Below are 24224 nucleotides of genomic sequence, written 5' to 3' on the forward strand. Positions count from 1 at the left end.
CCTTCCCCTCAAGGGGAAGGCGACATATTGCGGGTAAAGCTTTACCGGGAAACCCGCCTTCCCCTTGAGGGGAAGGTGTCGGCGCCAGCTGACGGATGAGGTGACCCGCCGCAGGCGGAAAACATCGCATCGGCCGCAGGCCGATTCCATTACACTGGCCGCTCGGAGACCTGTTTCGATGGAAAACGCCCTCCCCCACGTATCGAATACACATGGGAGAGGGCGTCGGCGAATCCGGTCAGACGATCGGACTCGATCGGTCAATCAGGTCAGGCGATCGATCGCGGCCAACCGCCGGCCGTCGACCAGATCAGGCGTTGTCGCGGGACTTGGCGAACTTGATGGCCAGGCCGCCGGCCACCAGGGCCAGGGCGAGCAGGGCCACGCCGAGCACGGTGGCGCCGGTCTTGCCGAGCACGCCGTTCTGCTTCGGGGCGGTCACCTTGCCGGAGGCCACGGGCTTGCCGTTGTCGGCCGCGCCGTTGTTGCCCGGGTTCACGTCGGCCGCGCCGTTGCCTTCGGTGCCGTTCGGGCCGTTGAAGTCCTTGATCTCAACGGTCTTGCCGGACTGCTGGCCGGTCACGGTCAGCGTGTACTTGGCGTCGGAGGTGATGGCCTTGCTCAGGTCGAGCGTGGTCGTGCCGGCGGTCTTCACGCGCAGGCCGGACAGCGGGGTGCTCGCGTCGGAGGCGGAGACGACCTTGCCGTCCTTGTCCTTGAGCTCGTAGCGGAGCACGGCGTCGCCGTTGAAGCCGGCGATGTCGAACACCTGGTTCTTATTGTCCTTGGCGGTCACGGTAGCGCCGTCGGACAGCTTGTCCTGGTCGGCCTTGTCGGTGGCGAGGCCGAGCGCGTGGCCGATGGTGTAGAAGTTGTCGGTCTGGTCGGTCAGGCCGTCGACGCGGGAGGCGCCGGGGCCGGAGGCGGCGATGCGCAGCTGGGTGCCGGTGTGGCTCATGTTGCCCTGGGCCTTGCTCGGATCGGCCTTGCCCTCGACGTCGTTGCTGGTGTCGGAGCCGTTGCCGTACAGGTCCTCCTCGGAGGTGCCGTAGGAGATGGTGGTCTTGGAGCCGTCACGGTTCTTCAGCACGGTGCTCAGCGCGTAGATCGGCTGGGATTCCACGATCTGGCTGGTGTGCGCGTGGTCGGCGGTCACGATGACCAGGGTGTCGCTCAGGTCGATCTTGCCCAGCGCGGCGGAGATGGCCTTGTCGAGGTCGTCGGTCTCGCCGATCTGGCCGCAGGCGTTGGCGTTGTGGTCCTGCTTGTCGATCGAGGCGCCCTCGACCTGCAGGAAGTAGCCGTTGTCCTTGCCGTTCTTGTTGTTCTGCAGCAGGTCGATCGCCTTGCTGGTGAAGTCGGCGAGGGAGGCGCCCTTGTTGCCGAGCCACTTGTCGTTCACGGTGCACTCGGTGGGGTTGGCGTCCTTGGCGGGATCCTGCTTGGTGGCCACGGACGGGTTGAACTGGGTGGGCAGGTTGCCGTCTCCGAGCAGGGCGAGGACCGGCTTGTCCTGGTTGGCTTCGCCGAGGTTCTTGAAGCCGTCCACGTCACCGGACTTCACGGTCTGGAAGCCCTCGTCGGCGGCCTGCTGCCACAGGGTCTTGCCGGACTGGTCCAGCTGGTTGAAGTACTTGGCACCACCGCCGATGGTCACGTCGGCGCGGGTGTCGATCAGCTGCTCGGAGATGGATCCGATGCCGCCGTTGGCCTTGAGCTGGTTGGCGAGGCAGCTGCCGATGCCGGCGGCCTCGGCGTCCTTGAGGTCCACCACGCCGTCGCCGTTCTTGTCGGTGCCGTCCCACTTGCCCTGCGGGCCGTAGCAGGCGCGCTCGGAGGAGTGGGATTCCAGCACGGCCGGGGTGGCGTCCTGGATCTCGGCGGTGGTCACGTTGCCGGTGGCCTTGCCGGCCGCCTTGGCGAGCTCGATCAGGTTGAGCTGCGGGTTGCCTTCGACGTCCACGTCGACGGCGTTGTTGTAGGTCTTGGTACCGGTGGCCCAGCCGGAGCCGGAGGCGGAGGAGTCGGTCACGGGGGTGATCACGCCGGCGGTCTTGCTGCCGGTGAGCTTGCCGTTCTTGTCCTTGGCCATCAGCGAGTCGTTGGAGTTGTTGCCCAGCGAGAACGTGGTGTACTGGCCGGTGCCGGTCTCCACGCCCTTGTTCAGGTTCGGCTGGCCGATCTTGTCGAGTCCGTCGAAGCTGCCGTTCACGCCGTGCAGGTAGTTGCGAGCCACGGTGATCTCGGAGTCGCCCATGCCGTCGCCGATGAACAGGATGACGTTCTTGGCCTTGGTGTTGCCATAGACTCCGGCGATGCGCTGCGCGGCGCCGTGCTCCTTGAGCTGCTCAACGCCCTGCCCGTCGGCCGCATTGGCCAGACCGGCGAAGCCGAACAGCGTGGCCGACGCGATGAGCGCGGCGACCGTCCCCTTCAAAGCTTTGCGAGTGTTCACTTCCATACCTCAATTCCGTCTTCATACGACGGATCGCGCATGTCGTTCATCGTGATGTCCAACCTTGCCATCACCTGACCCACGCAACCGCCGAGGGAATGCTCCCTATTGCGCGAGGGTAGGACCGTCATTCGTCCGCAAGGCATCCCTCGGGCAACCACTACATGAACTTCGGCAACGGACGGTGAACACTCGTCGAACACTTCACCAAGTCCTAACCGGGCACTATCCCAATCGCAGCAGCAGATAGCTTTGCGGACCGAGGGTGAGGGTGTCGCCGTCGAGTCTCACGTCGCCCAGACGCAGCATCGTGCGGGAGCCGTCGGCGGCGAAGCCCTCGGCCATGTCGGCGTTGATCGAGACGGTCGCGTTGTTCCGCATCCCGGCGGCCGCGCCGACAGCCACGTCATGCGGCAAGTCAAACGGTTCAACATAATGGCCGGGGTTGAGCGCCACGAGCACGCGACTCGCATCGGTTCCCGCACCGGCAGCGTCGACACCGCCGATACCGGCATCGCCGACACCATCGGCGACATCGTTTACCGCAGTACGCACGTACGCGAACCGTCGTCCCACATGCGGCGCCTCGATCACGTCGAACGCCGCACCGGAATCCAGCGCACGGCAGTCGGCGCGCATGGCGAGCACACGGCGAACCCACGAACAGAGCGAATCGTCACGGCTCAGCTGATCGGCCACGTTCGTCGCATCGTCGGCCGGATTGACGGGCAGATACAGGCGATCGGCCGGCGCGGTGGAGAAACCGCGGTTCGCACCGGAATCCCACTGCATAGGCGTGCGGCTGCCGGTACGCACATAGCCGCCCTCCTTGGTGGGCAGCCGACGATAATGCATGCCGATCTCATCGCCGTAGTAGACGAACGGCGCGCCGGGCATGGTCAACAGCATGCCGTACGCGATCCTCAGCTCCCGTTCGGTCAGACGCTGACCGACGCGCAACGTGTCGTGATTGCCGGTGATCAGGCAGAACAGACCGCCGAGCCGCTCGGCGTCACGCAGCTGCGGCAGGTACTGGTCGAGGAACCCGTGGACCGATTCGCCCGTATCGGCGTTGAAATAACTGCGATCGTTATCGCGGACCATCGGCGTATCGGTGTTGCGCAGCAGGATGTTGTAACCATTCGGATTGCCCGCCCAACGCCAGTCCAGATAGAAGTCCATGTCGAATCCGGCGTCAAGCGACTCGTACGGCCTCCCCCATTCAGACACGAACGCGGCGTCGGGGAACTCGGGACGGATCTGCGAGAACATGTACCGCCAGGTACGTATGGTGAACGGCTTGCCGGAATCGTCGTTCTTGACGAGACTGTCGGCCATGTCCACGCGGAAGCCGTCCGCGCCAAGACCCAGCCAGAAGCGCATGACGTCGACCATCGCATCGCATGTGGAGATCACGTCAGGGTCGAGCGCGTCGGGGCCGATCGCCGGCCGCTGCCACGACTCGCAAGGGTGCGCGAACCCGTAGTTGAGCGCGGGCTGGCATTTGAAGAAGTTGAGGATGTACGTACCGTCGCGCGGGGTCTCGCCGCCCACGAACGGCAGACCGTTGCCGCCGGAGATCCAGCAGTCGGTCCAGATGTAGCGTTCCGACATGCTGACGCCGTCGAGGGTGCGATCCTCGGGGCGCTCGCGGCCGCTGGCGCGGAACCATGCATGCTCCTCGCTGGTGTGGCCGGGGATCAGGTCGAGCAGGACCCTCATGCCGCGGCGATGCGCTTCGGTGAACAGTCGTCTGGCGTCGTCGAGCGTGCCGTAGCGGGGTGCGACCGTTGTGTAGTCGCGCACGTCGTAGCCGGCATCCTTGAACGGCGAATCGTAGATCGGATTGACCCACAGCGCGTTGCATCCCAGATCGCGGATGTAGTCGAGACGTGAGATCAGGCCGGGCAGATCGCCGATGCCGTCGCCGTTGGAGTCCTGGAAACTCTGCGGATACACCTCGTAGAACCGGGCCTGTTCCAGCCATGCCGGGCGGGGTCCTCGCCGCCATTGCCACTGCCACTGATCTGCAGTGTTTTCCGTCATATCGTCTCCTTCGTCGTATTCCCGCACGTCCGCGCGCCGGCATCCAAACGCCGGCGCGTTGGTCAGCCGTTCCGCCAGACGCAGAAGGTGCGCGGTGGGATGGCGATCTGCCGCTCGTGGCCCTTCGTATAGCTCGCCCAGTTCGCCTCGCCGCACGCCTCGGGACCGCGCGAACTGAATGCGCACTCCCACGCGGAGTCGTCGAGCGGCGCGAACTGGCCGTAGTCGTGCACGGCGCGCAACGCCGACACGTTCTGCCATGCCGTCTGCCGGGTCGGGTTGACGGTCACGCAGTCGTTGCCCACGCGGAACACGACCACGGAATCGTCGCGCGCGGGCACGATGCGGGGGCCGCCGAAATACGCGGGGTTGCAGCGGCGCAGACGGATCAGTGCCGCATAGTAGTCCACCAGATCGCCCAGCCGCCGCGCGCGACGCCAGTCCAAACGGTTGAGTTCGGCGGAACGGTCGTACGAGTTGTCGCAGCCGTGCTTGGTGCGCGCGAACTCCTCGCCGGACAGCATGAACGGGATGCCCGCCGACGTGGCGATGATGCCCGCGGCCATGCGGTTCGCCTCCATGATGTCCTCGGTCAGGCTGGGGTCGGCATCGTATTCGGCGTTCGTCGGGCCGGAGTCGGCGGCGGACCACACGTTGCCCAGAATGCCAAGACCGTTCACGCCGGCCGAGTCGGAGTCGGCCGATGGCAGGTCGTTCGCGACGACCGAATCGGAGTCGGCATCGGCGGAATCAGCGGTGTCGGCACCATTGACGGAGTGGACGGCGCCGAGCGAACCGGCATCGGCGGAGTGGACGGCGTGAAGTGTGCCCGTATGGCCGAACGCCACCGATCGCATGGCCATGCAGAGCTTGTCCCACAACGTCAGATCGTCGTGCGCGGACACGTACTGCACGAACTGGCCCACGCTGGCGGCCTCGACCTGCGTGCCCCGCCACGCGTCGACGGCATGGCGGACGGCGGGCGCGAACTCACGGGCCGCACCGGAGACATAGCCGGGCTTGTGATGATGGAAGATGTTGCCGCGGATGGCGTCGCGCGTATCGTCGCTGAAGAAGCCGATACGCGAATCGAGTTGCGATAGTCCACGTTTGCCAGCCAGTACGACGTCGGGCGAGACGGCGGTCATGTCGGCGGCCCACGGCTCCCCGTACACGATCTTTCCGGCGCCGCCGGGCAGCGAGTCCAGCCGGGCGCGCACCGCGTTCATGGTGTCCACGTCCATCAGGCCCATGAGGTCGAACCTGAAGCCGTCGATGTGGTACTCGCGCGCCCAGTACGCCACGGAATCGACGATGTACTTGCGCATCATCGGCCGCTCGGACGCCATGTCGTTGCCGCAGCCGGAACCGTTGGACAGCGCGCCACCGGCGTAGCGGCGGCAGAAATAGCCGGGAACCATGCGCTCCAGCCAGTTGTCGGCGGAGTACATGTGGTTGTAGACCACGTCCATGATGACCTTGAAGCCGTTGGCGTGCAGCGCCTGGATCATCCGCTTGCACTCACGGATGCGGGTGGCGCCGTCGAACGGATCGGTGCTGTACGAGCCTTCGGGAACGTTGTAGTTGACCGGATCGTAGCCCCAGTTGTAGGCGCGGCGGAGTGGATCGCCGTCGCAAGCGGCGGCCTCGTCCACTGAACCGAAGTCGAAGATCGGCATGAGCTGCACGGCGGTGACGCCCAGTCGGCGCAGGTAGGCCATGCATGTGGGGAATTCGCCGCCTCCGTCCACGCTCGTGTCGGGGTGGGTGAACGCCAGATAGGTGCCGCGATGTTCGACGGGAATGCCGCTGTGGGAGTCGTTGCTGAAATCGCCGACGTGGGTCTCCCAGACCACGAGCTCACTCATCGGAGTGTTCGGGGAACGGTCGGCGGCCCAGCCGTCGGGGTCGGTCTTTCGCAGATCCACGACCATGCTGCGGCGGCCGTTCGCACCGGCGGCACGAGCCCACGGATCCGCGGTGCGGGTTACGCGGCCGTCCGGGAAATGCACCATGTAGTCGTAGTAGACGCCGTGCCTCGCATCGTCGACGTGCACGGTCCAGGTGCCGTCGCCTGGGTGGGGTTGCATCGCATAGGTGGCGTATGGCCGGCGCGAAAGGTCCGCATCGGAATCGGGATCATTGGCGTGCACGCCCGGGGCGCAGGCTCCGCCCTCATAGAACAGCCGCAGCTCCACGCTGGCCGCGGTCGGCGCCCACACGCGGAATGTGGTGCCGAGACCTGACCTGTCGGGAATCGCGCCCAGATCGTCGCCGGCATACGTCGGTAGCTCATCGGCCTGCGGAACATTCATACGACACCCCCATTGGCGCTTCACTCATCTACCCAGCAATCTACCAGCAGTCCCGAACGCCAGTCGGCCGGCTTGAAAGCGCGCGTTTGCGAGCAATCTTCGAGTTCTGAAGTGATTCCACAGGCGTGCAGACACCAATCTCCAAGTTCTGAAGTGTCAAACCGCGATATGGCAAGTACGGACCTTGGAATTCCAATGGATATATATATAGGGGTGAGCCGTTTCGTACTTCAGAACTTGGAGATTGGTGTCTGTGAGGGGCAATAATCACTTCAGAACTCGAAGATTGCCTCGTGCTGGCTCACCATTCCCGATTCGCCCACGTCCCCGGATTCATCCGCCTACCGGATTCTCCTACGCGATGGGCCGGATGGGGATGCGGTGCGCGTGAAGAGCCTCGACGATGTCGTGATGGTGCGTGGAGACCAGGATGGTCTTGCCCGCGGCCACGAAGCGGTTGAGCACACGCACCACGAGGTCGGTGTTGCGCTCGTCGAGGCCGTCGGTGGGTTCGTCGAGCACGAGCAGGTCGGGGTTGAGTGACATGCAGCAGGCGATGGCGACGCGCTTCTTCTCCCCGCCGCTCAGGCGGTAGGGTGCGCGATCGCGGAAGCGTTCGAGCTCGAACAGTTGCAGGATGTCGCGCACACGTCGCTGGATTTCGCTGTCCGGAAGCCCCATCTGCGCGGGACCGAAGGCGATCTCCTCCCCCACCGACGGGCAGAACAGCTGGGTTTCGGAATTCTGGAAGACGAAGCCGATGCGCTGATGCAGCCGCTTGGCGAACCGCTTGTCGGCGAGCGCCTCCCGCGTGATCAAGTCGCCGTCGAACCGGTATTCGCCATCAGTGAGGGTCTCCAGGCCGTTGAGAATGCGCATGATGGTGGTCTTGCCGCTGCCGTTGGGGCCGAGCAGGGCCACGGATTCACCGCGGTCGAGGGTCATGTCGAAATCGCGCAGCACTTCGCGCGGGGGTTCCCCGTCCGCACCCGGATACGTGAAGCACGCCTTGCGCAGCTCGGCAAGGGGCTTCGCAGTGCCGTCGGTACCGTCGTTGGTCATGGCCTCTCCTTGTTGTCATTTGCCGCCCGTCACCGTGTTGGTCGGCTCCGGATTCCCAGTAGACGGGCAATCCTCGAGTTCTGTGCGGATTTCGCACCTCGGCGAACACCTATCCTCGAGTTCTGTGCGTCATATTCGCCACAACGCCGGTATAGGCGTTGGAATTCCAAGCCCCATACTCGCCGTATCGCATCCTGAGCACACAGAACTCGAGGATAGGTGTTGGTGCAGGCAGCGAATCCGCACAGAACTCGAGGATTGCCCATATCGCGCCTAGGCCGCATCCCTCGTTACCCGAAATATACCGCCATTGCACACATGCCGGCGATCATGACCAGATACGCCGCATTCGCCGCGGTGAGCCAACGCTGCCTCGGCACCCGGTATTCGCCGGCGAACCCTCGGCACAGCATGGCTTCGGACATCTCCCGGGCTCTGCGGTTCGCGAGCAGGAACACCGCGCCAAGCACATGCCCGGCCGAGGCCATCTTGTGCCGGTCACGTCCCACGCTGCGCAGGCTCAGCGAGTCCAGCAGCGCCAGCATGGAGCGCCCGAGGATGTCGATGAACTGGATCGTCACGTCGCAGATGTACACCACCGAATTCGGCACCCGCAACCCTCGCAGCCCTGCGATCAGGCGGTTCCACGGAACGGTACGAGCCAGTCCCACCGTCAGCGACACGGTAATGAACGCCTTGATGAACAGGCGCATCGGCGAGCTGTACTGGCCGAGGAACACCGCTGGCAGGGCGATCAGGGAACTCAACGCCGCTATGCCCAGTCCCGTGAACACAACGGTCCGCATCAGGCGCGCGGGCCGTATGGCCAGCACCGCCAGCACCACGGCGAGCATGACATATCCGAACGCCATGTTGCGCGTGGCGTTGACGCATACGATGGCCAATACCAGTCCCAGCAGACGCAGTGAAGTGGAGACATGTCCGAGCAGCCGATCCACCGGGCCTGCGACGAGCTCGGGTTGCCCTCCGTCGGCCACTGCGGCGAGCATGGCGCCGATGGATCCCAGATTCCTTTCGATGAACGTCGAACGGTCATCGGCCGGCTCATATCCTTCCGGTTCGGCAAGCCAGTCGGGCAGTCCACCGTCGGGCTTGGATTCGCGGGCCGCATCACCAGAAACATCGGCCGCGACCCCGCCGCTCGGATCCGTCATCCGTACCGTCATGCCTTCGCCGTTTTAGCGGCCGCCACACCTTGGGAACCGGAACCGCCACGCACCCCCATCGCCAGCAGACGGAACACGATGGTCGTTACGGCGACGCCGATGACGGCGCAGAGAATATAGCCGACCCAGTCGGGCAGTCCCTGCATGGAGTAGTCGGGCAGCAGGGCGTTCCATGAGAATCCGTGCGCGATCCGCTCGGGCACGTAGCTCAGCCCGGTTTCGGCCTTGAACTCCTCGGCTCCCCATTCGCCGTACGCAGTGCCGGTGGCGAGCAGGCCGATCGGCGAAAGCACGGCGAGCAGGCCGAGCCCGATCCAGACCGGAGTTCTCAGACCCTTCAGCCCCTTCGCCTCACCCCGGCCTGCTCCATCATCCACGCGGGCGGAGTCGGCAACGATCTCGGGCGCGGTGCGACGCACGAACTCCACAACCACCACGGTCACCAGCCCCTCAATAATCGAAGCCATCAGCAGGTGCGGGATCAGCACGGCCGGCACCGAAACGGTTACGGGATAGGGGAAGTACAGCGCCTGCCCGGCGGCGTCGCGGAACAGAGCCGGCTGCACACCAAGCTCGAGCGCCACGCAGAGCGCGGCCATCGTGATGCCCACGTAGGCGCCGATGAACGTGGCCGCGCGCTCCCGCCAACCAGCTGCCAGCACCTTCCTCAGCGCCGCGTACAGCCCGTATGCCACGAACGGCAGCACGAACGCCATGTTGAAGCAGTTCGCCCCGAATGTGATGAGACCGCCGTCGCCGAACAGCAGCGCCTGCAGCAACAGGGCCACCGACACCGCGATCGTGGCGTACTGCGGCCCGAGCAAAATGGCGATGAGAGATCCGCCGACCGCGTGCGCGGTGGTGCCGCCGGGGCATGGCACGTTGAACATCATGATGAGGAACGAGAACGCCGCACCGGCGCCGAGGTAGGCCATCCGTTCATGATTCGCGTGCGTCATCACATATTTCAGGCACAGGCCCCACACCGGGATCATGATGACGAAGAACATCAGGCCCGTCGACGGGGACAGATAATTGTCCGGTATGTGCATCGCCAGCGTGACGGCATCCCCTGATGCGATCATGTGCGGCCCCTTTCCTCGGCATCTTCTCGGTATTTCGGGCCCAAAAGCCCGAAAAATATGGTAGATGAGCCGATTTCACCCGTGTAAACACGACATATCGGCACCGTGTTTTCGTTGATTTTTCAACGAAAACAGCCTCTCCGAGATATGAAACACGCCGATGGGCGGGACATCGCAATCCGGTGATTTTCCCGTTACATAGGCGGTTTTTTCCGGCATTATTCTTGGCCGCAGATTTCAGGGCGATGATCGAAAGGAACACGCATGATAGCTGACCACATCACCGGCAACATCATCGAGAACCCTCCGAAGGACGGCAAGCTGAGCGTGCCGATCGACTTCGAATGGTTCGAGACCGACAAGAAGCGCATGGCTAAGGTGGCGGAGGACGGCACCGAGTTCGGCGTGATGGTGGGCCGCACGATCAAGGACGGCGACGTGCTGGCCGAGACGGACGACAAGCGCTACTACGCGAAGATCAAGACCGCGCAGCTGATCGAGATCCCGGTGAGCTCGATGAAGGAGATGGGCCGCCTGTGCTTCGAGCTGGGCAACCGTCATCTGAGCCTGAAGGTGGAGAGCGACCGTGTGCTCGTGCCGTACGATCATCCGACGATGGAGTACACGAAGAAGATCGGCTTTGAGCCGCACATCATCGAGGGTGGATTCGACGGATTCCTGATCGTGAAGGCGCATGCCGGTTCGGGCACGATCATTCCGGGCACGAACAAGACGACGGGCGATCTGGCCGAGGAGGAGCAGGAGGCCGCGGCAGACAAGGACTGGAACGCAGCCGAGGCCGGGCATGGCCACGACCACGATCATGATCACACGCACGATCATGGCGAGCACGCGCACGGCGGCCATGCCCACGCCGACGGCGAGTACGAGGCCAACGGGGTGCTGCATCGTCCCGACGGCTCCCACAGCCACGATGGCGGCAGGACCTGGCATACGCACTGACAGCAATCCCGGTCTGGGCTCCCCTCAGTCTGCTTCGCAGACAGCTCCCCTCAGAGAGGGGAGCCTGTGGCTTTTCGACTCGGGAGCGCATCGGATAAACAGGGAGGAATCCATGGCACGAACCACACGCGCCGGCACGTCACGCACGTCAACGATGGCGACGGCAGCGGCCATGACGCCGGATGAGATCGAGGCGCGGCATCTTGCCATGCTGCAGGTGTGTGACAGCGTGTTCCCGATTGGCGCGTTCGCCCTGTCGAACGGCATGGAGACGTTCGTGCAGCGCGACTTCCTGCGCCGAGGCCCCGACTTCGAGCAATATCTGAAAAACTATCTGGAAGTCGCTCCGTACAAGGAGATCGGCCAGATGGTGATCGCAGGCCGGTATGCGCAGGATTCGCGTCTGTCCGAACGCGGTCTGGAGTCACGGGTCGAGGAGCTGGACGCATTGTGTTCGGCGTTGCAGTCGGCCCGCGAGATCCGCGACGGCAGCGAGCGCATGTGCGCGCGACTGATCAAGCTCGTGGAGAAGATGGACGCGAACGACGGCATCGAATCCCGCAGCCCGCATCTGGCGATGTACCGCCGGCTGATCGCCGACGGCCGGTGCCGGGGCCTGCACGCCATCGCGATGGGCCTGTACGCGGCCGACCATGCGGCCACGCTGCGCAGCGCTGCGGTCACGTACGGCTATTCGCTGATCAGCGCGCTCACCATGTGCGCGGCGAAGGCGATTCCGCTCAGCCAGTACGCGGGCCAGGTGGCGCTGCACGACTCGTTCCCGAACCTGGTGCGGGCCGTGGACGTGGCGTTCACGCTCAAACCGGACGATCTGGGCATCTCCGGCGCCTATCTCGACATCGCCGCCATGCAGCACGAGACCCTGTATTCGAGGCTGTACATGAGCTAGCCGCCACACGTCAGATGCCCGGCATGCGAGTTTTGTGGCTTTTCGTCCACGAATATGGCCTTCCAGCGGGGAATGCTCCCCGAATGTGCTTGGTTATGACCGATTTTTCCCTTCCGAAAACCACAAAACTCACGAGTACCGTGCGGAGCGCATCAACCGTGCGCTCCCCCAACCACACAATCACCCGCAAACCACACGAACAACCACACGATCGCACAACATACAAAGGAGAACATCATGAGCTACGTACGCATCGGAGTGGCCGGCCCCGTCGGCTCCGGCAAGACCGCGCTGATCGAGCGCCTGACCCGCAAGATGGCCGACGACTACAGCATCTGCGTGGTCACGAACGATATCTACACCAAGGAGGACGCCGAGTTCCTGATCGCGAACTCCCGCCTGCCCGAGGACCGCATCGTTGGCGTGGAGACCGGCGGCTGCCCTCACACCGCCATCCGCGAGGACTGCTCGATGAACCTCGAGGCGTGCGAGGCGATGGCCGCCGCCCACCCGGACGTGGACATCATCTTCGTGGAGTCCGGCGGCGACAACCTGTCTGCCACGTTCAGTCCCGACCTCGCCGACGCCACGATCTACGTGATCGCCACCGACGAGGGCGACAAGATCCCGCGCAAGGGCGGCCCGGGCGTCACCCGCTCCGACCTGCTCGTCATCAACAAGTCCGATCTGGCGCCGCTCGTGCATGCCGACCTCGACGTGATGGCCCGCGACTCCGAACGCATGCGCAACGGTCGCCCGTACATCTTCACCGATCTGATGGGCGGCTCCGGCGTGGACGACGTGATCAGCTGGATCAAGAAGGACGTCCTGTTCGAGGGCAAGTAACCCTGCAAGCGCACCGTGGAGCGTGGGCGCTGCAGTCAGCCACCGTCACCGCCCACGCCCGACGGCATTCCACAGAAATCGAGGCCCCATGCCCAGCAGCACTTTCCGGCTCGCCACCGCGTTTCGCAACGGCCGCACGAAGATCGACGACGTCTATTTCGAGGCGCCGTTCAAACTCATGAGCCCGTTCGACCGCGGACGTCACGCGGACTTCATCGTCATGCTCGCCTCGCCTGGCTTCCTCAAGGGCGACGAGGCGCACATCGAGTGCACGTTCGGCGCGGGCACCGATTCGACGATCAAGACGCAAAGCTATGAGAAGGTGCTGAACACGGATGACGGTTCGGCGTCACGCACGATCGATCTGACCGCGCAGGGCGACGCGAAGGCCGTGTTCCTGCCGTTCCCCGTGATCCCGTTCGAGGGCAGCACGTTCTCGAACCTCTCGACCGCGCGCATCAGTCCGGAGTCGACGTTCGTGTACGCGGACGTGGTGACGTGCGGACGTGTGGGCCGCGGCGAACGCTGGCAGATGAATCGGTTCTCGAACCGGCTGCGCGTGAGCGTGGACGAGTCGCTGGCGTCGGACGAATACCGGCGGGCGTTGAATGGCGATCCCGCCAAGACCACAGACGACCCCACCGCTGACACCACGCCCGAGCCCGCCGCCAAGACCGCGCATCGCGGCCGCCCGCGCAAGCAGACGTCCCGCTCCCGTCTGGTGTTCGCCGACCGTCTGCTGCTCGACCCGACACGGTTCGACTACACGGAGATGGGCATGTGGCGCGAGTACACGCATTGCGGCGTGCTGTACGCGCACCTGCCGGAGACCGATCCCGGATACGATCCGAGCGCGCTCGCCGATGCGCCGGCGTCCCCGTATGCGGCGTCGGGCGGGGCGGCCGCCGGGGCGAAGGATCCGCGACTGATCGCCGATCCCCGCAAGCGCATCGAGGCAGCGCGCGTGGCCGCGGAGGATGCGCTGATCACACGAATCCGCGACTACACCGAAACCGTGAAATCCAACGGTTTCCAAGGCGAGTTCGGCGCCAGCCGCGTCACGGACGGCGTGTGCGTGCGCATTCTCACCACCCGTGGAGACGACGCCTTCGACTTCATCAAGGCCATCGCGGACATGGTGTGACAGCCGCCCACATAGTGCAGGCGCCGCTCAACACCCGAATCAGAACAGGAAGTACCGCTGCGTGAGCGGCAGCTCGTTCGCCGGATCGGAGTGGACAAGCTCGCCGTCCACCGTCACCTGGAACGTCTCCGGATTCACGCGGATGTCGGCCAGCGTGTCGTTGAACTTGAGGTCCTTCTTGCCTACCGTGCGGCAGCCGTGTACGGGCAGCACCTGCCGCTGCAGGCCGAGCTTGCCCTTGATGTCGTCGTCGATCGCGGCCTGCGAGACGAACGTCGCGCAACTCGACCCCAGCGCACGGCCGAGCGCGCCGAACATGTCGCGGTAGTACACGGGCTCGGGCGTGGGGATCGACGCGTTCGCATCGCCCATGCGCGAGTAGGCGATCGAACCGCCCTTGATCACCATCTCCGGCTTGGCGCCGAACATGGCCGGCTGCCAGATCACGAGGTCGGCCATCTTGCCCACCTCGACGGATCCCACGTAGTCGGCGATGCCGTGCGTGATGGCCGGGTTGATCGTGTACTTGCTCACGTAGCGCTTGGCGCGGTAGTTGTCGTTGCGGTTGTTGTCGTGAGAGTCCTCGGGCAGAGGTCCGCGCTGGATCTTCATCTTGTGCGCGGTCTGCCACGTGCGGGTCACGACCTCGCCCACGCGGCCCATGGCCTGCGAGTCGGAGCTCATCATGGAAATGATGCCCATGTCGTGCAGCACGTCCTCCGCGCCGATCGTCTCGGGACGGATGCGCGAGTCGGCGAACGAGATGTCCTCGGGCACGTTGCGATCCAGATGATGGCAGACCATCATCATGTCGAGATGCTCGTCGACCGTGTTGCGCGTGAACGGCATGGTCGGGTTCGTGGAGCTGGGCAGCACGTTCGGGAAGCCGGCCGCGCGGATGATGTCGGGCGCGTGGCCGCCGCCGGCACCCTCGGTGTGGTACGTGTGGATGGCACGGCCCTTGAACGCGGCGATCGTGTCCTCCACGCAGCCGCCCTCGTTGAGCGTGTCGGTGTGGATGGCCACCTGCACGTCCATCTCGTCGGCCACGCCGAGGCAGGTGTCGATCACGGCGGGCGTGGAACCCCAATCCTCGTGGATCTTGAGTCCGGCGGCGCCTGCGCGGATCTGCTCGCGCAACGGTTCGGGACTGGAGTCGTTGCCCTTGCCGAGGTAGGCGATGTTGACGGGCAGCGCCTCGGCCGCCTCGATCATTCGTGCCAGGTGGAACGCGCCGGGATTGCAGGTGGTGGCGTTCGTGCCGTCGGCCGGGCCGGTGCCGCCGCCGACCATGGTGGTGATACCGCCGGCGAGCGCGGTGCGCACCTGCTGCGGGGAGATGAAGTGGATGTGCGTGTCGAGTCCGCCCGCGGTGACGATCATGCCTTCGCCGGCGATGGCCTCGGTGCCGGATCCGACGGCCAGTCCGGGCGTCACGCCGTCCATGGTCTGCGGGTTGCCGGCCTTGCCGATGGCGCTGATCTTGCCGTTCTTGATGCCGATGTCGGCCTTGTAGATACCGGTATAGTCGAGGATCAGCGCGTTGGTGATGACGGTGTCGGGCGATTCGGCGTCGAGCTGCACGGAACTTTGTCCCATGCCGTCACGGAACGATTTGCCGCCGCCGAATTTGAGTTCGTCGCCGTAGTTCGTGCAGTCGCGTTCGACTTCGATGATCAGGTTGGTGTCGCCGAGGCGGACGCGGTCGCCGGTGGTGGGGCCGAACATGCCCGCGTAGTCGCTGCGTGTGATTGTGGTGCTCATAGTCTCACTCCCCCGTCAGATTCCCAGAAAGCCCTGCTCGTGCGCCTTGGCGAACGCCGCGTCGCGCACCTGCGGATCGTCGAGCGGCCCGTCGACGAGCGCGCTGAATCCGTGGATCTCGCGCGTGCCGCCGATGTCGATGAGCCGCACACGATGCGCCTCGCCGGGTTCGAATCGCACGGCGGTGCCGGCGGCGATGTCGAGTCGTTTGCCGTACGCGGCCTTGCGGTCGAACTTGAGATACTTGTTGACTTCGAAGAAGTGGAAGTGCGATCCGATCTGGATGGGTCGGTCGGCGGTGTTGACCACGTCGAGTTCGATGGCGTCACGGCCGTCGTTGAGCGTGATGTCGCCGTCGGCGTAGAAGTATTCGCCGGGCTTGAGTTTTTCAGTGGTTTCGATGGGGTTGTGGATGGATACGAGCTTGGTGCCGTCGGGGAACGTGGCCTCGACCTCCACCACGTCGATCATCTCGGCCACGCCGTCCATCACGTCCTCGGGCTTGAGCAGCGTACGACCGTACTGCATGAGTTCGGCCACGGTGGCGCCCTCGCGGGCACGCTCCACGCATTCTGAGGAAATCAGCGCCACGCATTCCGGATAGTTGAGCTTCACGCCGCGCGCCTTGCGCTCCTTGGCGAGCTCGCCCGCCAGATGCAGCATGAGCTTGTCGGTCTCTCGTGGTGTAAGTCTCATCGGACCCCCCATCCATTCACGTTCATCCACGTTTGCGAATCGAGGCAATCCTAGGCCCGTAATAAAAACGCCACGTTTCCGTGCCGCCGTGCCTCTTATCGCCGACGTCTGGTCACTGCTGCTTCAGGTATTCGCCCAGATGCGGGACGACGAACTCCAGTTCGCCATGACCGGCCGGGCGAATGAGACGATCCTTGATGAGAATGGCACGGTACTTGCTCACCCAACTGCGGCTACGGCGTGTACGCGACGCGATATCGCCCACCTTCGTCGATTCGGGAGCATCCTGCGCCATGGCTCGCAGAAACAGCCGTTCGGCGCTGGTCGTGCCATCCAATGCGGGCGCGCATACTGCGTCATCGAAGGCCAGCAATGCGTCCGCGGTACCGGCTTCGACATCCGCCGCCGTAATCGTATCCGAACCGCGTCGCTGCGCCGACTGCCACATGTAATACCCAACAAGCTGCACCATGTACGGATATCCGTCGGATCTGCGGGCCGCCTCAAGCGCGTCGCTCTCACTGATCGTCTTGCCGGATTCGGCCACCGTTTCCAAGTACGCGTTCTTCACATCAGGCAATGGCACATTATCGAGTTCGCGGCGCAGGGCCCTGCGCAGGAACGTGGTCACCTCGTTGTCGAGCAGATCATTGACCATGTACGGTAGTCCGGCGAACACGATCGCCACGCCTTTCTTTTCCGCATCGGGAACATCGCTCTCATCTCCGTCCGCGATCACGTGCTGGACGGCCGTCGCAATGGCGATCAGATCGTCACGCGACGCCGCCTGCGTCTCATCGATGGTGATGAGGATTCCCTTGCCCTTGCCGATCTTTCTGCCGGAGAGTCGTCTATTCAATGCATTGCGCAGCGTCAGGGGGCTGGATGCCACGGAAAAGTGCGCCTGACCGAGACTAGCCGTGGCCACGCCGGCAATACCGACGGATGGACTGAAATCCGCCTGGTCAAGATGCATGCCCGATGGCGCCAACGCCTGCACCAGACGCGTCACCAACCCCTCGGACGCGGTCTCTCCGATGGTCTCCCAACGCTGTGCCTTGGCGATACGGCGAAACTCCGTGAGCATGACCGTCTTGCCGAAGCCACGCTGTCCGGTCACCAGCATGATGCGTCCCGGGGCACCCACGCCGTTCTCCAGTGCCTCGGAGAAATCGTCGATCATCGATTGGCGTCCGATAAGAATCGGCGGCATCTTGCCGGCCGTCGGCTTGAACGGATTCGCCGCCATAGTCATCCCCTCCTGCATTCGCAATCGTCACGCAGCCGCTTGCGTCGGACGTCGCGTATGCCGATGCGGACGTTCATCGTTGTGCACCATCTGTCACGATTGCGTACCAAATTACACGATTGCGTACCAAATTACACCATATTGCACCATGGGATACGGGAAACGGTCGAGGGGCGGCGGCGCGCCGAGCGGCTACGCCGCTCACACGAGCGGGGCGCGTGCGTCGAGCGTGCAGATGACGCCGCTCTCGTTCTTGACCCATTCGATCGCCTGCAGCGCGGCGATGTTCCACAGCGCGTGCGGGATGCCACCGAAGTCGGGCTGGTCGGCCCAGAACGTCTCGTCGTCGGGGAAGACGGTGACGACCGTGCCCTCCTTGGCCGGCGTGATCGTGCGGTACAGCCGCTTCGCCAGCGTGGCGACGAACTCGTTGGCCGCGCCGAGCGTATCGATGATGTGCTGGTCGGCGGTCACCGGCGGACCGATGATCTCCCACGATTCGACGTCGTCCGCATCCCAATGCGCGGATTCGCCGCCGATCTTGCGTTCCAGCGTCACGAACAGTCGCGCGAACTCGGCGGACGTCAGTCCCGTGACCCGCCGCCTCGTCGCCAACTCAATCGGTGTCATCCCATCCTCCTCATCGTCATACGCATCGATTCCACCGGAATTGCCCGCATCGGCATATCCAATATGCACATTGAAATACAGAAAATAATCACAATATTCTGTGATTGATATACAGACTACTGCGGTATTCGTATGGGTTGCAATAGTGTGCCTCAGCCAATATGCCCACGCCATATGATTGAAATAATTCAGATGAACAAGGAGGTTCAATGTCTTATCCGCTTGACAATCTCGGCGATTACAACAAGGTGCGAGACGCGTTGCATGCCGTCGGAGGTAACGCCAATGTCTTTTATGCGCAGATCGAGCAGAATGCCGCGCCAAAGTACGTCGGCGTCGGCATCTTGATCGGCGGGGCTCTAGCGTCATTGAGCTTCTGGGGATACAGTCAATGGCAAAGACGGCAGAACTCCTCGCGTCAGGTTCTCTCGTCAGACAGCCCCTCGTGCGAGAACCCCGACGACGATGTCCCCCATCCCGCTCATGCCCATATCGATACTGCAAAAGAGTAGAACCATATGACCGATACGAACGACATCTATATTTCACCCGATGCACTGACGCAGATCATGAGTCACATGGCCCCCACCGACGAAAGGCGTAGACAGGAGGAGCAGATCGCGAAGGAACGGCAGCAATCCGTCGAACGACTCATTGCCAGTGGAGCCCCCACTGTTCCGCTAACGTTCGCGAAGACCCTGACACCGCCCCGCGCAAAAGCCAGATTGATGCGAATAAGCACCGCGTACAACGGTGATCTTGTGGCCCAATGGTTCGTCCCCAATACCAACGACAGCGGTACGTGCACGGTTGAATCCTTACAGGAGTCACGACATATGCCGTATTCCGTATTCCCCGAAGACGTCGATTACGTGGTTCCCATGCCGAAGCATCAATGGCTCGGCGTTTGTTCCCGATCCTCATGGGACGAAGATGATCACCTGCGCGATGCCGCCTGGCGTATTGATGACGACGGCAACGTTCTTGCCCGAGGCAATATGGGAGACGCCCTGCTGTGCCCCACGATCGGCAAAGATGGAACCATATGGGCAACGTACTTCGACGAAATGCCTGACCGATGGGATTCAGATGACGACGAACTTTCGGACGATGGCAGATACACCGCGGGATACACGGGCATGACCGTATTCAACGATCAGCTCCACGTCGTTTCCCGGCATCACACGCCCACGTTAATAGGCGAAGTGTATTGGAGCCATACGGACGGCAATGATTTCTGGTATCTGAGCTATCCCGATTGGATGATCGATCATTGGACTCCCCATGGCTGGGAACAGCCCATACCCGCGAACCAACTTGGCGGCAGCCCGTTCATCGCATATCACAACCGTCTGGCACGATTCAGCGGTCCCGGAGAAGACAGGGACACGCTGTACTACGTTCCTTCTGACCCTCACGAGCCAGTACAGACATGGCGCAAAGTTGTAGTGACGTTTCCGGATGGCACGCCACTACAACGAGGACACATCACCACCTGGGGCAACATGTTGTATTACGTGCACGGCTACGACTGGTACACGCTAAAAGTGTTCAACGACTAGCGCGACGCCACGCAGGACGGCGGCCGGCGCTAGACGCGCATGGACTGCTTGGCGGTTTCGACCTGGTCGGCGCCGCCCTTGCCGGAGGCGATGAACCGGCCGGAGGCGAGCACGTGGTACGTGTCGCAGCGCTCGACCGCAAACTGCACCTTCTGCTCCACGAGCACCACGCCGATGCCGCGGTCCTCCACCATCGAACGAATCGACTTCTGGATGTCGGCCACGATGTTCGGCTGAATGCCCTCGGTCGGCTCGTCCAGGATCATCAGCTTCGGTCGCGTGATCAGCGCACGCGCGATCGACAGCTGCTGACGCTGGCCGCCGGAGAGCAGACCGGCGCGACGACTCGCGAACTCCTTGAGTACGGGGAACGCCTCCACGGCCTCGTCGTACCGGGCCTGCGCCTCCGAACCGTACTGGTCGGCCACCACATGCAGGTTCTCGTCCACGGTCATGCCACCGAACGACTGCTGCCCCTGCGGCACGAACGCCATACCGGAGCGGATGCGCTGGTTCGGCGACAGCTTCGTCACGTCACGGCTGTCGAACGACACCGATCCGGCGCTCGCCGGCAGCAGGCCGAGGATCGCCTTGAGCAGCGTGGTCTTGCCGGCGCCGTTGTTGCCGATGATGCTGATCCACTGACCGGCCTCCACGCTGAAACTGATGTCGTTGACCACGGTCACCTTGCCGTAGCCGGTGCTCAGATTCTTCACTTCAAGCATTGCCATTGTTGTTCCTTACTCGCTTTGTTGCAGTCTGATTCCGACGACGGTCCAGCTCCCACACAGAGGAGTCATGGGAGATCATCGGTCGCCGCGCCCGGCGGCGAATGATGCGTGCGACTTCAAGGCGCGGAAGGCGAAGGCGTACGACGGTACGTCGAGCCTTCCGCAACGCAGAAGGCGCTCCATCATTCGCCGCCGCCCAGGTAGATGCGGACGACTTCGTCGTTATTCTGAATCTCCTCGACCGAGCCTTCGGCGAGCACCTCACCCTGGTTGAGCACGGTCACGGAGTCGGCGAACTGACGCATGAAATCCATGTCGTGCTCGACGATGATCACCGTGCGGTTGCGGCTGCATCGTTTGAGCAGTTCGCCGGTCTGCTGGCGTTCCTCGGGGGTCATGCCGGCCACGGGTTCGTCGAGCAGCAGCAGGTGCGCGTCCTGCACGAGCAGCATGCCGATCTCGAGCCACTGCTTCTTGCCGTGCGGCAGGATGCCGGCGGGCTTGTACGCGTCGGCGGTCAGGCCGGTCACGTCGAGCATGTACTGGATGTTCTGCGAGACACCCTTGACCTTTTTGAACAGGTCGGAGGTCTTTTTGCGGAATCCTTCGGCGAGCTGCAGGTTCTCCAGTACGGACAGCTCCTCCACCACGGATGCGGTTTGGAAGGTGCGGCCGACGCCGAGTTTCACGATGTCGTTGGGCTTCTTGCCGAGCAGCTGTTCGCCGCGGAAGGTGGCGGATCCGGTGGCGGGCGTGAGTCCGGTGATCGCGTCGATGATCGTGGTCTTGCCGGCGCCGTTCGGTCCGATGAGGAATCGCAGATCGCCGTGTTCCACGGTCAGGTCGAGGTTCTTGACGGCCACGAATCCGTCGAATTCGACGTGCAGTCCCTTGACCTCCAGGTAGTCGCTCCACTGGCCGCCGCGGTCGTCGAGCACGGAAAGCTCGTCCTTCAGGTCCTCCATGCGCTTGCGTTCGGATACGATCTCGTCCTTCATGCGGCTGACCTCGTCGCGCATGCGGCGGGCTTCGTCGCGCATCTGACGGGCTTCCTCGCGCAGCTGGGCGGCGTCGAGCGCGTCGTCGTTCGTCGTGTTCTCGGTCACGGTCGTCTCCTTGTCGTTATCGCTGACGTTGCCGCCGTTGATGTCGTTCGCGCTCATGCTTCCACCGCCTTGGCCTGGCCGGCAGCGCCGGCTGCGGTGGCGCCGACCGATCCGCCCTTGATCTTCTCCACCAGCCAGGGCCATACGCCCTTGAACTGGCCGAGTCCCATCGGCGCGAACGCGATGACAAGGATGAACATCAGGCCTTCGATGTAGGTCCATGCGGACGGGTAGGCGTCGGACAGCTGCGTTTCGGCGAAGCGCACGAGCAGCGTGCCGATCACCGGACCGAGCAGCGTGGTGCGGCCGCCAATCACCACGCCGGCGAGCATCAGAATCGACGGAGTCACGCCGATGTCGGACGGGGAGATGATGCCCACGACGGGCACGAACATCGCGCCGCCGATGCCAGCGAACATGGCCGCCAGCGAGAAGGCGAACACCTTGATCGACGCGGGGTTGTAGCCGAGGAACTTCATGCGGTTCTCCTGGTCGCGCACGCCGATGATCAGCTCGCCCATGAACGATCCGCGGATCCAGCGCACGATCAGCACCATGCCGAGCGTGAGGAACGCGCAGATGAAGTAGATCATCGTCTTGTTGGCCGGATCGGTCAGATCGTATCCGAAGAATCCGGAGAAGTCGCTCAGGCCGTTCGCACCGCCCGTGGTCTTGGACTGGCCGATCAGCAGCACGGAGAACGCGGCCACCAGCGCCTGCGACAGGATGGCGAAGTAGGCGCCGCGCACGCCGCGGCCGAACACGAGGATGCCGAGGATGGCGGCGATCACGCCGGGCACCACGGCCACGGAGATCGCGGCGATCACCGGGTTGCGGAACAGCTCCCAGAATCCGGGCAGCTGCGTGATGCCGTACTGGGCCATGAAGTCGGGCACCTCGCCCGGTCCAAGCTCCTCGAGCTTCAGGTGGATGGCCATCACGTACGCGCCCAGGCCGAAGAACATGCCCTGGCCGAGCGTCAGCATGCCGCCCTGGCCCCACGCCAGTCCGATGCCCACGGCAACCATCGCGTAGCACAGGTACTTGGCAAGCAATCCCAAGCTGTATGTGCTGAGCACGGCAGGCATCAGGAAGATCAGCACGATCGTCACGGCCGTGCCGAACCACGCCCGGTATTTGCTGATGAACGCTCCGGCCACGCCGGAGGAAGTCGTTGGTGCATTCATGTCAGATCCCCTTTTCCACGTTCACGTCAATCACATCGTTCACTGCATTCGGTTTGTTCATTCGTAGAACCATGTCGTCGGTATCGTCGGTCATGTCGTCACCCCGCTACGCCAGATTCCTCGAACGGATCGAGACCAGACCCTGCGGACGGAACTGCAGGAACACGACCACGATCAGGAACACCGACATCTGCGCGATGGACGACGATGTGGGCAGCTCCACGGCGGACTGGCACAGGCCCAGCACGAACGATGCGATCACCGCACCCTTGAGCTGGCCGACGCCGCCGGCCACGACCACGAGGAACGCCTGCACGATGAACGTGGTGCCGAAGTTGTAGCTGATCGAATTGAGCAGGCTCAGCGCCACACCGGCCACGCCGGCGATGCCCGAACCGATGAAGAAGGTCACGTGGTCCACGGCCTTAGTGGAGATGCCGGACACCTCGGCAAGCTCGCGGCTCTCGGACGTGGCGCGGATCTGGCGGCCGAGCGGCGTGAGCTTGAGCACCGCGTACAGCGCCGCCACGCACACCACGGCGAGGATGAAGATGAACAGTCGGGCGGCCGGGAAGCTGTAGCCGAAAATGGTCACCGGCTGGGTGAGACCGGCCGGGGCCTGCGCGTACACGCCGGTCGCGCCGAAGATGTCTCGCGCCACCTGTTGCAGCACAAGCGATACGCCGAACGTGACGAGCAGCGTGTCGAGCGGACGCTCACGCATGCGTTCGAGCAGCAGCACGTCGAGCAGCAGACCAAGCAGGCCCGACACCACGAATCCGACGACAAGCGCCACGGCCAGGGCCACGGTCTTGCTGCCGATCACGGAACTCATCACGTAGGCGGTGTAGGCGCCGGCCATCATGAATTCGCCGTGCGCGTTGTTGATCACGCCCATCTGGCCGAACGTCAATGACAGGCCGAGCGCGGCGAGCAGCAGGATTGATCCGTTCGACAATCCCGCGACGATCTGCGGAAACAGCATGTTCATGGTTGTTCTCTCTTCCTCTTACTCGCTCTTGGACGTGGAATCGGTGGCGCCGGCGCTCAGGCTCTTCGCCCAGTCGTAGGTCGTCAGGTACGGGTCGGGCTTGATCGGGCCGTCGGACTTCCACACGGTGTGGATGAGCTTGTCCTTGCCGATCTTGCCGATGTACGACGTCTTGTAGATGTGATGGTTCTTGCCGTCCACGGTGACCTTGCCTTCGGGGGCGTCGAACGTGACGCCGTCGGCCGCGGCCTTGACCTTGTCCACGTCGAACGACTTGGCCTTCTCGACCATCGCC

At 63.6% G+C, this 24224-nt stretch carries 21 protein-coding genes; 6 read left to right on the top strand and 15 right to left on the bottom strand.

The genetic code is table 11. The features are described 5' to 3' along the window. Nucleotides 1–310 precede the first annotated feature (310 nt). The 6 genes from phoA to cbiM form a co-directional block, all read right to left on the bottom strand. A complete protein-coding gene (gene phoA, locus Tam10B_RS10515; protein WP_093961211.1) occupies nt 311–2455 on the bottom strand; it encodes an alkaline phosphatase in 2145 nt (714 codons plus the stop codon). A 225-nt stretch (nt 2456–2680) separates the two neighbouring features. Beyond that, nucleotides 2681–4501, bottom strand: coding sequence for an alpha-amylase family glycosyl hydrolase (locus tag Tam10B_RS10520; protein WP_093961195.1), 1821 nt, complete (start codon nt 4499–4501; stop codon nt 2681–2683). A 62-nt stretch (nt 4502–4563) separates the two neighbouring features. Continuing rightward, the gene (locus Tam10B_RS13630; RefSeq protein ID WP_233133698.1) at nt 4564–6816 is read right to left on the bottom strand and encodes an alpha-amylase family glycosyl hydrolase; all 2253 of its coding nucleotides are present in this window, start codon (nt 6814–6816) and stop codon (nt 4564–4566) included. Between the two features lie 354 nt (nt 6817–7170). Beyond that, nucleotides 7171–7878 carry an energy-coupling factor ABC transporter ATP-binding protein gene (locus tag Tam10B_RS10530; RefSeq protein WP_093961196.1) on the bottom strand — a complete coding sequence of 236 codons (708 nt, stop codon included), beginning with the start codon at nt 7876–7878 and terminating at the stop codon, nt 7171–7173. A 290-nt stretch (nt 7879–8168) separates the two neighbouring features. Then, nucleotides 8169–9065, bottom strand: coding sequence for an energy-coupling factor transporter transmembrane component T (locus Tam10B_RS10535; RefSeq protein WP_093961197.1), 897 nt, complete (start codon nt 9063–9065; stop codon nt 8169–8171). Further along, the gene (gene cbiM, locus Tam10B_RS10540) at nt 9062–10150 is read right to left on the bottom strand and encodes a cobalt transporter CbiM (protein ID WP_198947594.1); all 1089 of its coding nucleotides are present in this window, start codon (nt 10148–10150) and stop codon (nt 9062–9064) included. The genes Tam10B_RS10535 and cbiM overlap by 4 nt, the downstream gene beginning before the upstream one ends. 264 nt (nt 10151–10414) lie before the next feature. On the opposite strand from cbiM, the gene Tam10B_RS10545 reads away from it, so the two are divergent. The 4 genes from Tam10B_RS10545 (at nt 10415) to Tam10B_RS10560 (ending at nt 14013) form a co-directional block, all read left to right on the top strand. After that, complete coding sequence (locus tag Tam10B_RS10545; protein ID WP_093961198.1) at nt 10415–11113, top strand: urease accessory protein UreE; 699 nt, start codon at nt 10415–10417, stop codon at nt 11111–11113. A gap of 112 nt (nt 11114–11225) precedes the next feature. Then, nucleotides 11226–12023 carry an urease accessory protein UreF gene (locus Tam10B_RS10550; RefSeq protein WP_233133699.1) on the top strand — a complete coding sequence of 266 codons (798 nt, stop codon included), beginning with the start codon at nt 11226–11228 and terminating at the stop codon, nt 12021–12023. 237 nt (nt 12024–12260) lie between these two features. Beyond that, a complete protein-coding gene (gene ureG, locus Tam10B_RS10555) occupies nt 12261–12869 on the top strand; it encodes an urease accessory protein UreG (RefSeq protein WP_093961199.1) in 609 nt (202 codons plus the stop codon). Between the two features lie 88 nt (nt 12870–12957). Next, nucleotides 12958–14013 carry an urease accessory protein UreD gene (locus tag Tam10B_RS10560; RefSeq protein ID WP_093961200.1) on the top strand — a complete coding sequence of 352 codons (1056 nt, stop codon included), beginning with the start codon at nt 12958–12960 and terminating at the stop codon, nt 14011–14013. A 39-nt stretch (nt 14014–14052) separates the two neighbouring features. On the opposite strand, the gene ureC is transcribed toward Tam10B_RS10560, so the two are convergent. From ureC to Tam10B_RS10580, 4 genes are all read right to left on the bottom strand, one after another. Then, nucleotides 14053–15777, bottom strand: coding sequence for an urease subunit alpha (ureC, locus tag Tam10B_RS10565; RefSeq protein ID WP_093961201.1), 1725 nt, complete (start codon nt 15775–15777; stop codon nt 14053–14055). A gap of 15 nt (nt 15778–15792) precedes the next feature. Then, entirely contained in the window at nt 15793–16473 is a 681-nt protein-coding gene (gene ureA, locus Tam10B_RS13635) for an urease subunit gamma (protein WP_093961202.1), read from the bottom strand. 112 nt (nt 16474–16585) lie between these two features. Further along, on the bottom strand, nt 16586–17722 hold the full coding sequence (locus Tam10B_RS10575) for an ATP-binding protein (RefSeq protein WP_093961203.1): 1137 nt from the start codon (nt 17720–17722) through the stop codon (nt 16586–16588). Nucleotides 17723–17923: 201 nt separating this feature from the next. Further along, entirely contained in the window at nt 17924–18352 is a 429-nt protein-coding gene (locus tag Tam10B_RS10580; RefSeq protein ID WP_093961204.1) for a hypothetical protein, read from the bottom strand. A 209-nt stretch (nt 18353–18561) separates the two neighbouring features. Here Tam10B_RS10580 and Tam10B_RS10585 point away from each other — a divergent pair, with 209 nt between their 5' ends. Continuing rightward, the gene (locus Tam10B_RS10585) at nt 18562–18864 is read left to right on the top strand and encodes a hypothetical protein (protein WP_093961205.1); all 303 of its coding nucleotides are present in this window, start codon (nt 18562–18564) and stop codon (nt 18862–18864) included. A 6-nt stretch (nt 18865–18870) separates the two neighbouring features. After that, a complete protein-coding gene (locus Tam10B_RS10590; RefSeq protein ID WP_093961206.1) occupies nt 18871–19914 on the top strand; it encodes a hypothetical protein in 1044 nt (347 codons plus the stop codon). Nucleotides 19915–19943: 29 nt separating this feature from the next. Here the strand turns inward: Tam10B_RS10590 and Tam10B_RS10595 are convergent, their stop codons facing one another. The 5 genes from Tam10B_RS10595 to Tam10B_RS10615 form a co-directional block, all read right to left on the bottom strand. Continuing rightward, nucleotides 19944–20645 (bottom strand): ATP-binding cassette domain-containing protein, encoded by a 702-nt coding sequence (locus tag Tam10B_RS10595; protein ID WP_233133700.1) that lies wholly within the window; start codon nt 20643–20645, stop codon nt 19944–19946. A gap of 182 nt (nt 20646–20827) precedes the next feature. After that, entirely contained in the window at nt 20828–21808 is a 981-nt protein-coding gene (gene urtD, locus Tam10B_RS10600) for an urea ABC transporter ATP-binding protein UrtD (protein WP_233133701.1), read from the bottom strand. Continuing rightward, the gene (gene urtC / locus Tam10B_RS10605; RefSeq protein WP_093961207.1) at nt 21805–22938 is read right to left on the bottom strand and encodes an urea ABC transporter permease subunit UrtC; all 1134 of its coding nucleotides are present in this window, start codon (nt 22936–22938) and stop codon (nt 21805–21807) included. The genes urtD and urtC overlap by 4 nt, the downstream gene beginning before the upstream one ends. A gap of 106 nt (nt 22939–23044) precedes the next feature. Further along, nucleotides 23045–23929 carry an urea ABC transporter permease subunit UrtB gene (gene urtB / locus Tam10B_RS10610; RefSeq protein ID WP_093961208.1) on the bottom strand — a complete coding sequence of 295 codons (885 nt, stop codon included), beginning with the start codon at nt 23927–23929 and terminating at the stop codon, nt 23045–23047. Between the two features lie 18 nt (nt 23930–23947). Next, nucleotides 23948–24224: transporter substrate-binding protein (locus Tam10B_RS10615; protein ID WP_158214205.1), on the bottom strand; the 277-nt coding region annotated here is incomplete at its 5' end.

This window comes from Bifidobacterium vansinderenii (genome assembly GCF_002234915.1).
GTDB classification, from domain to species: Bacteria; Actinomycetota; Actinomycetes; order Actinomycetales; family Bifidobacteriaceae; genus Galliscardovia; species Galliscardovia vansinderenii.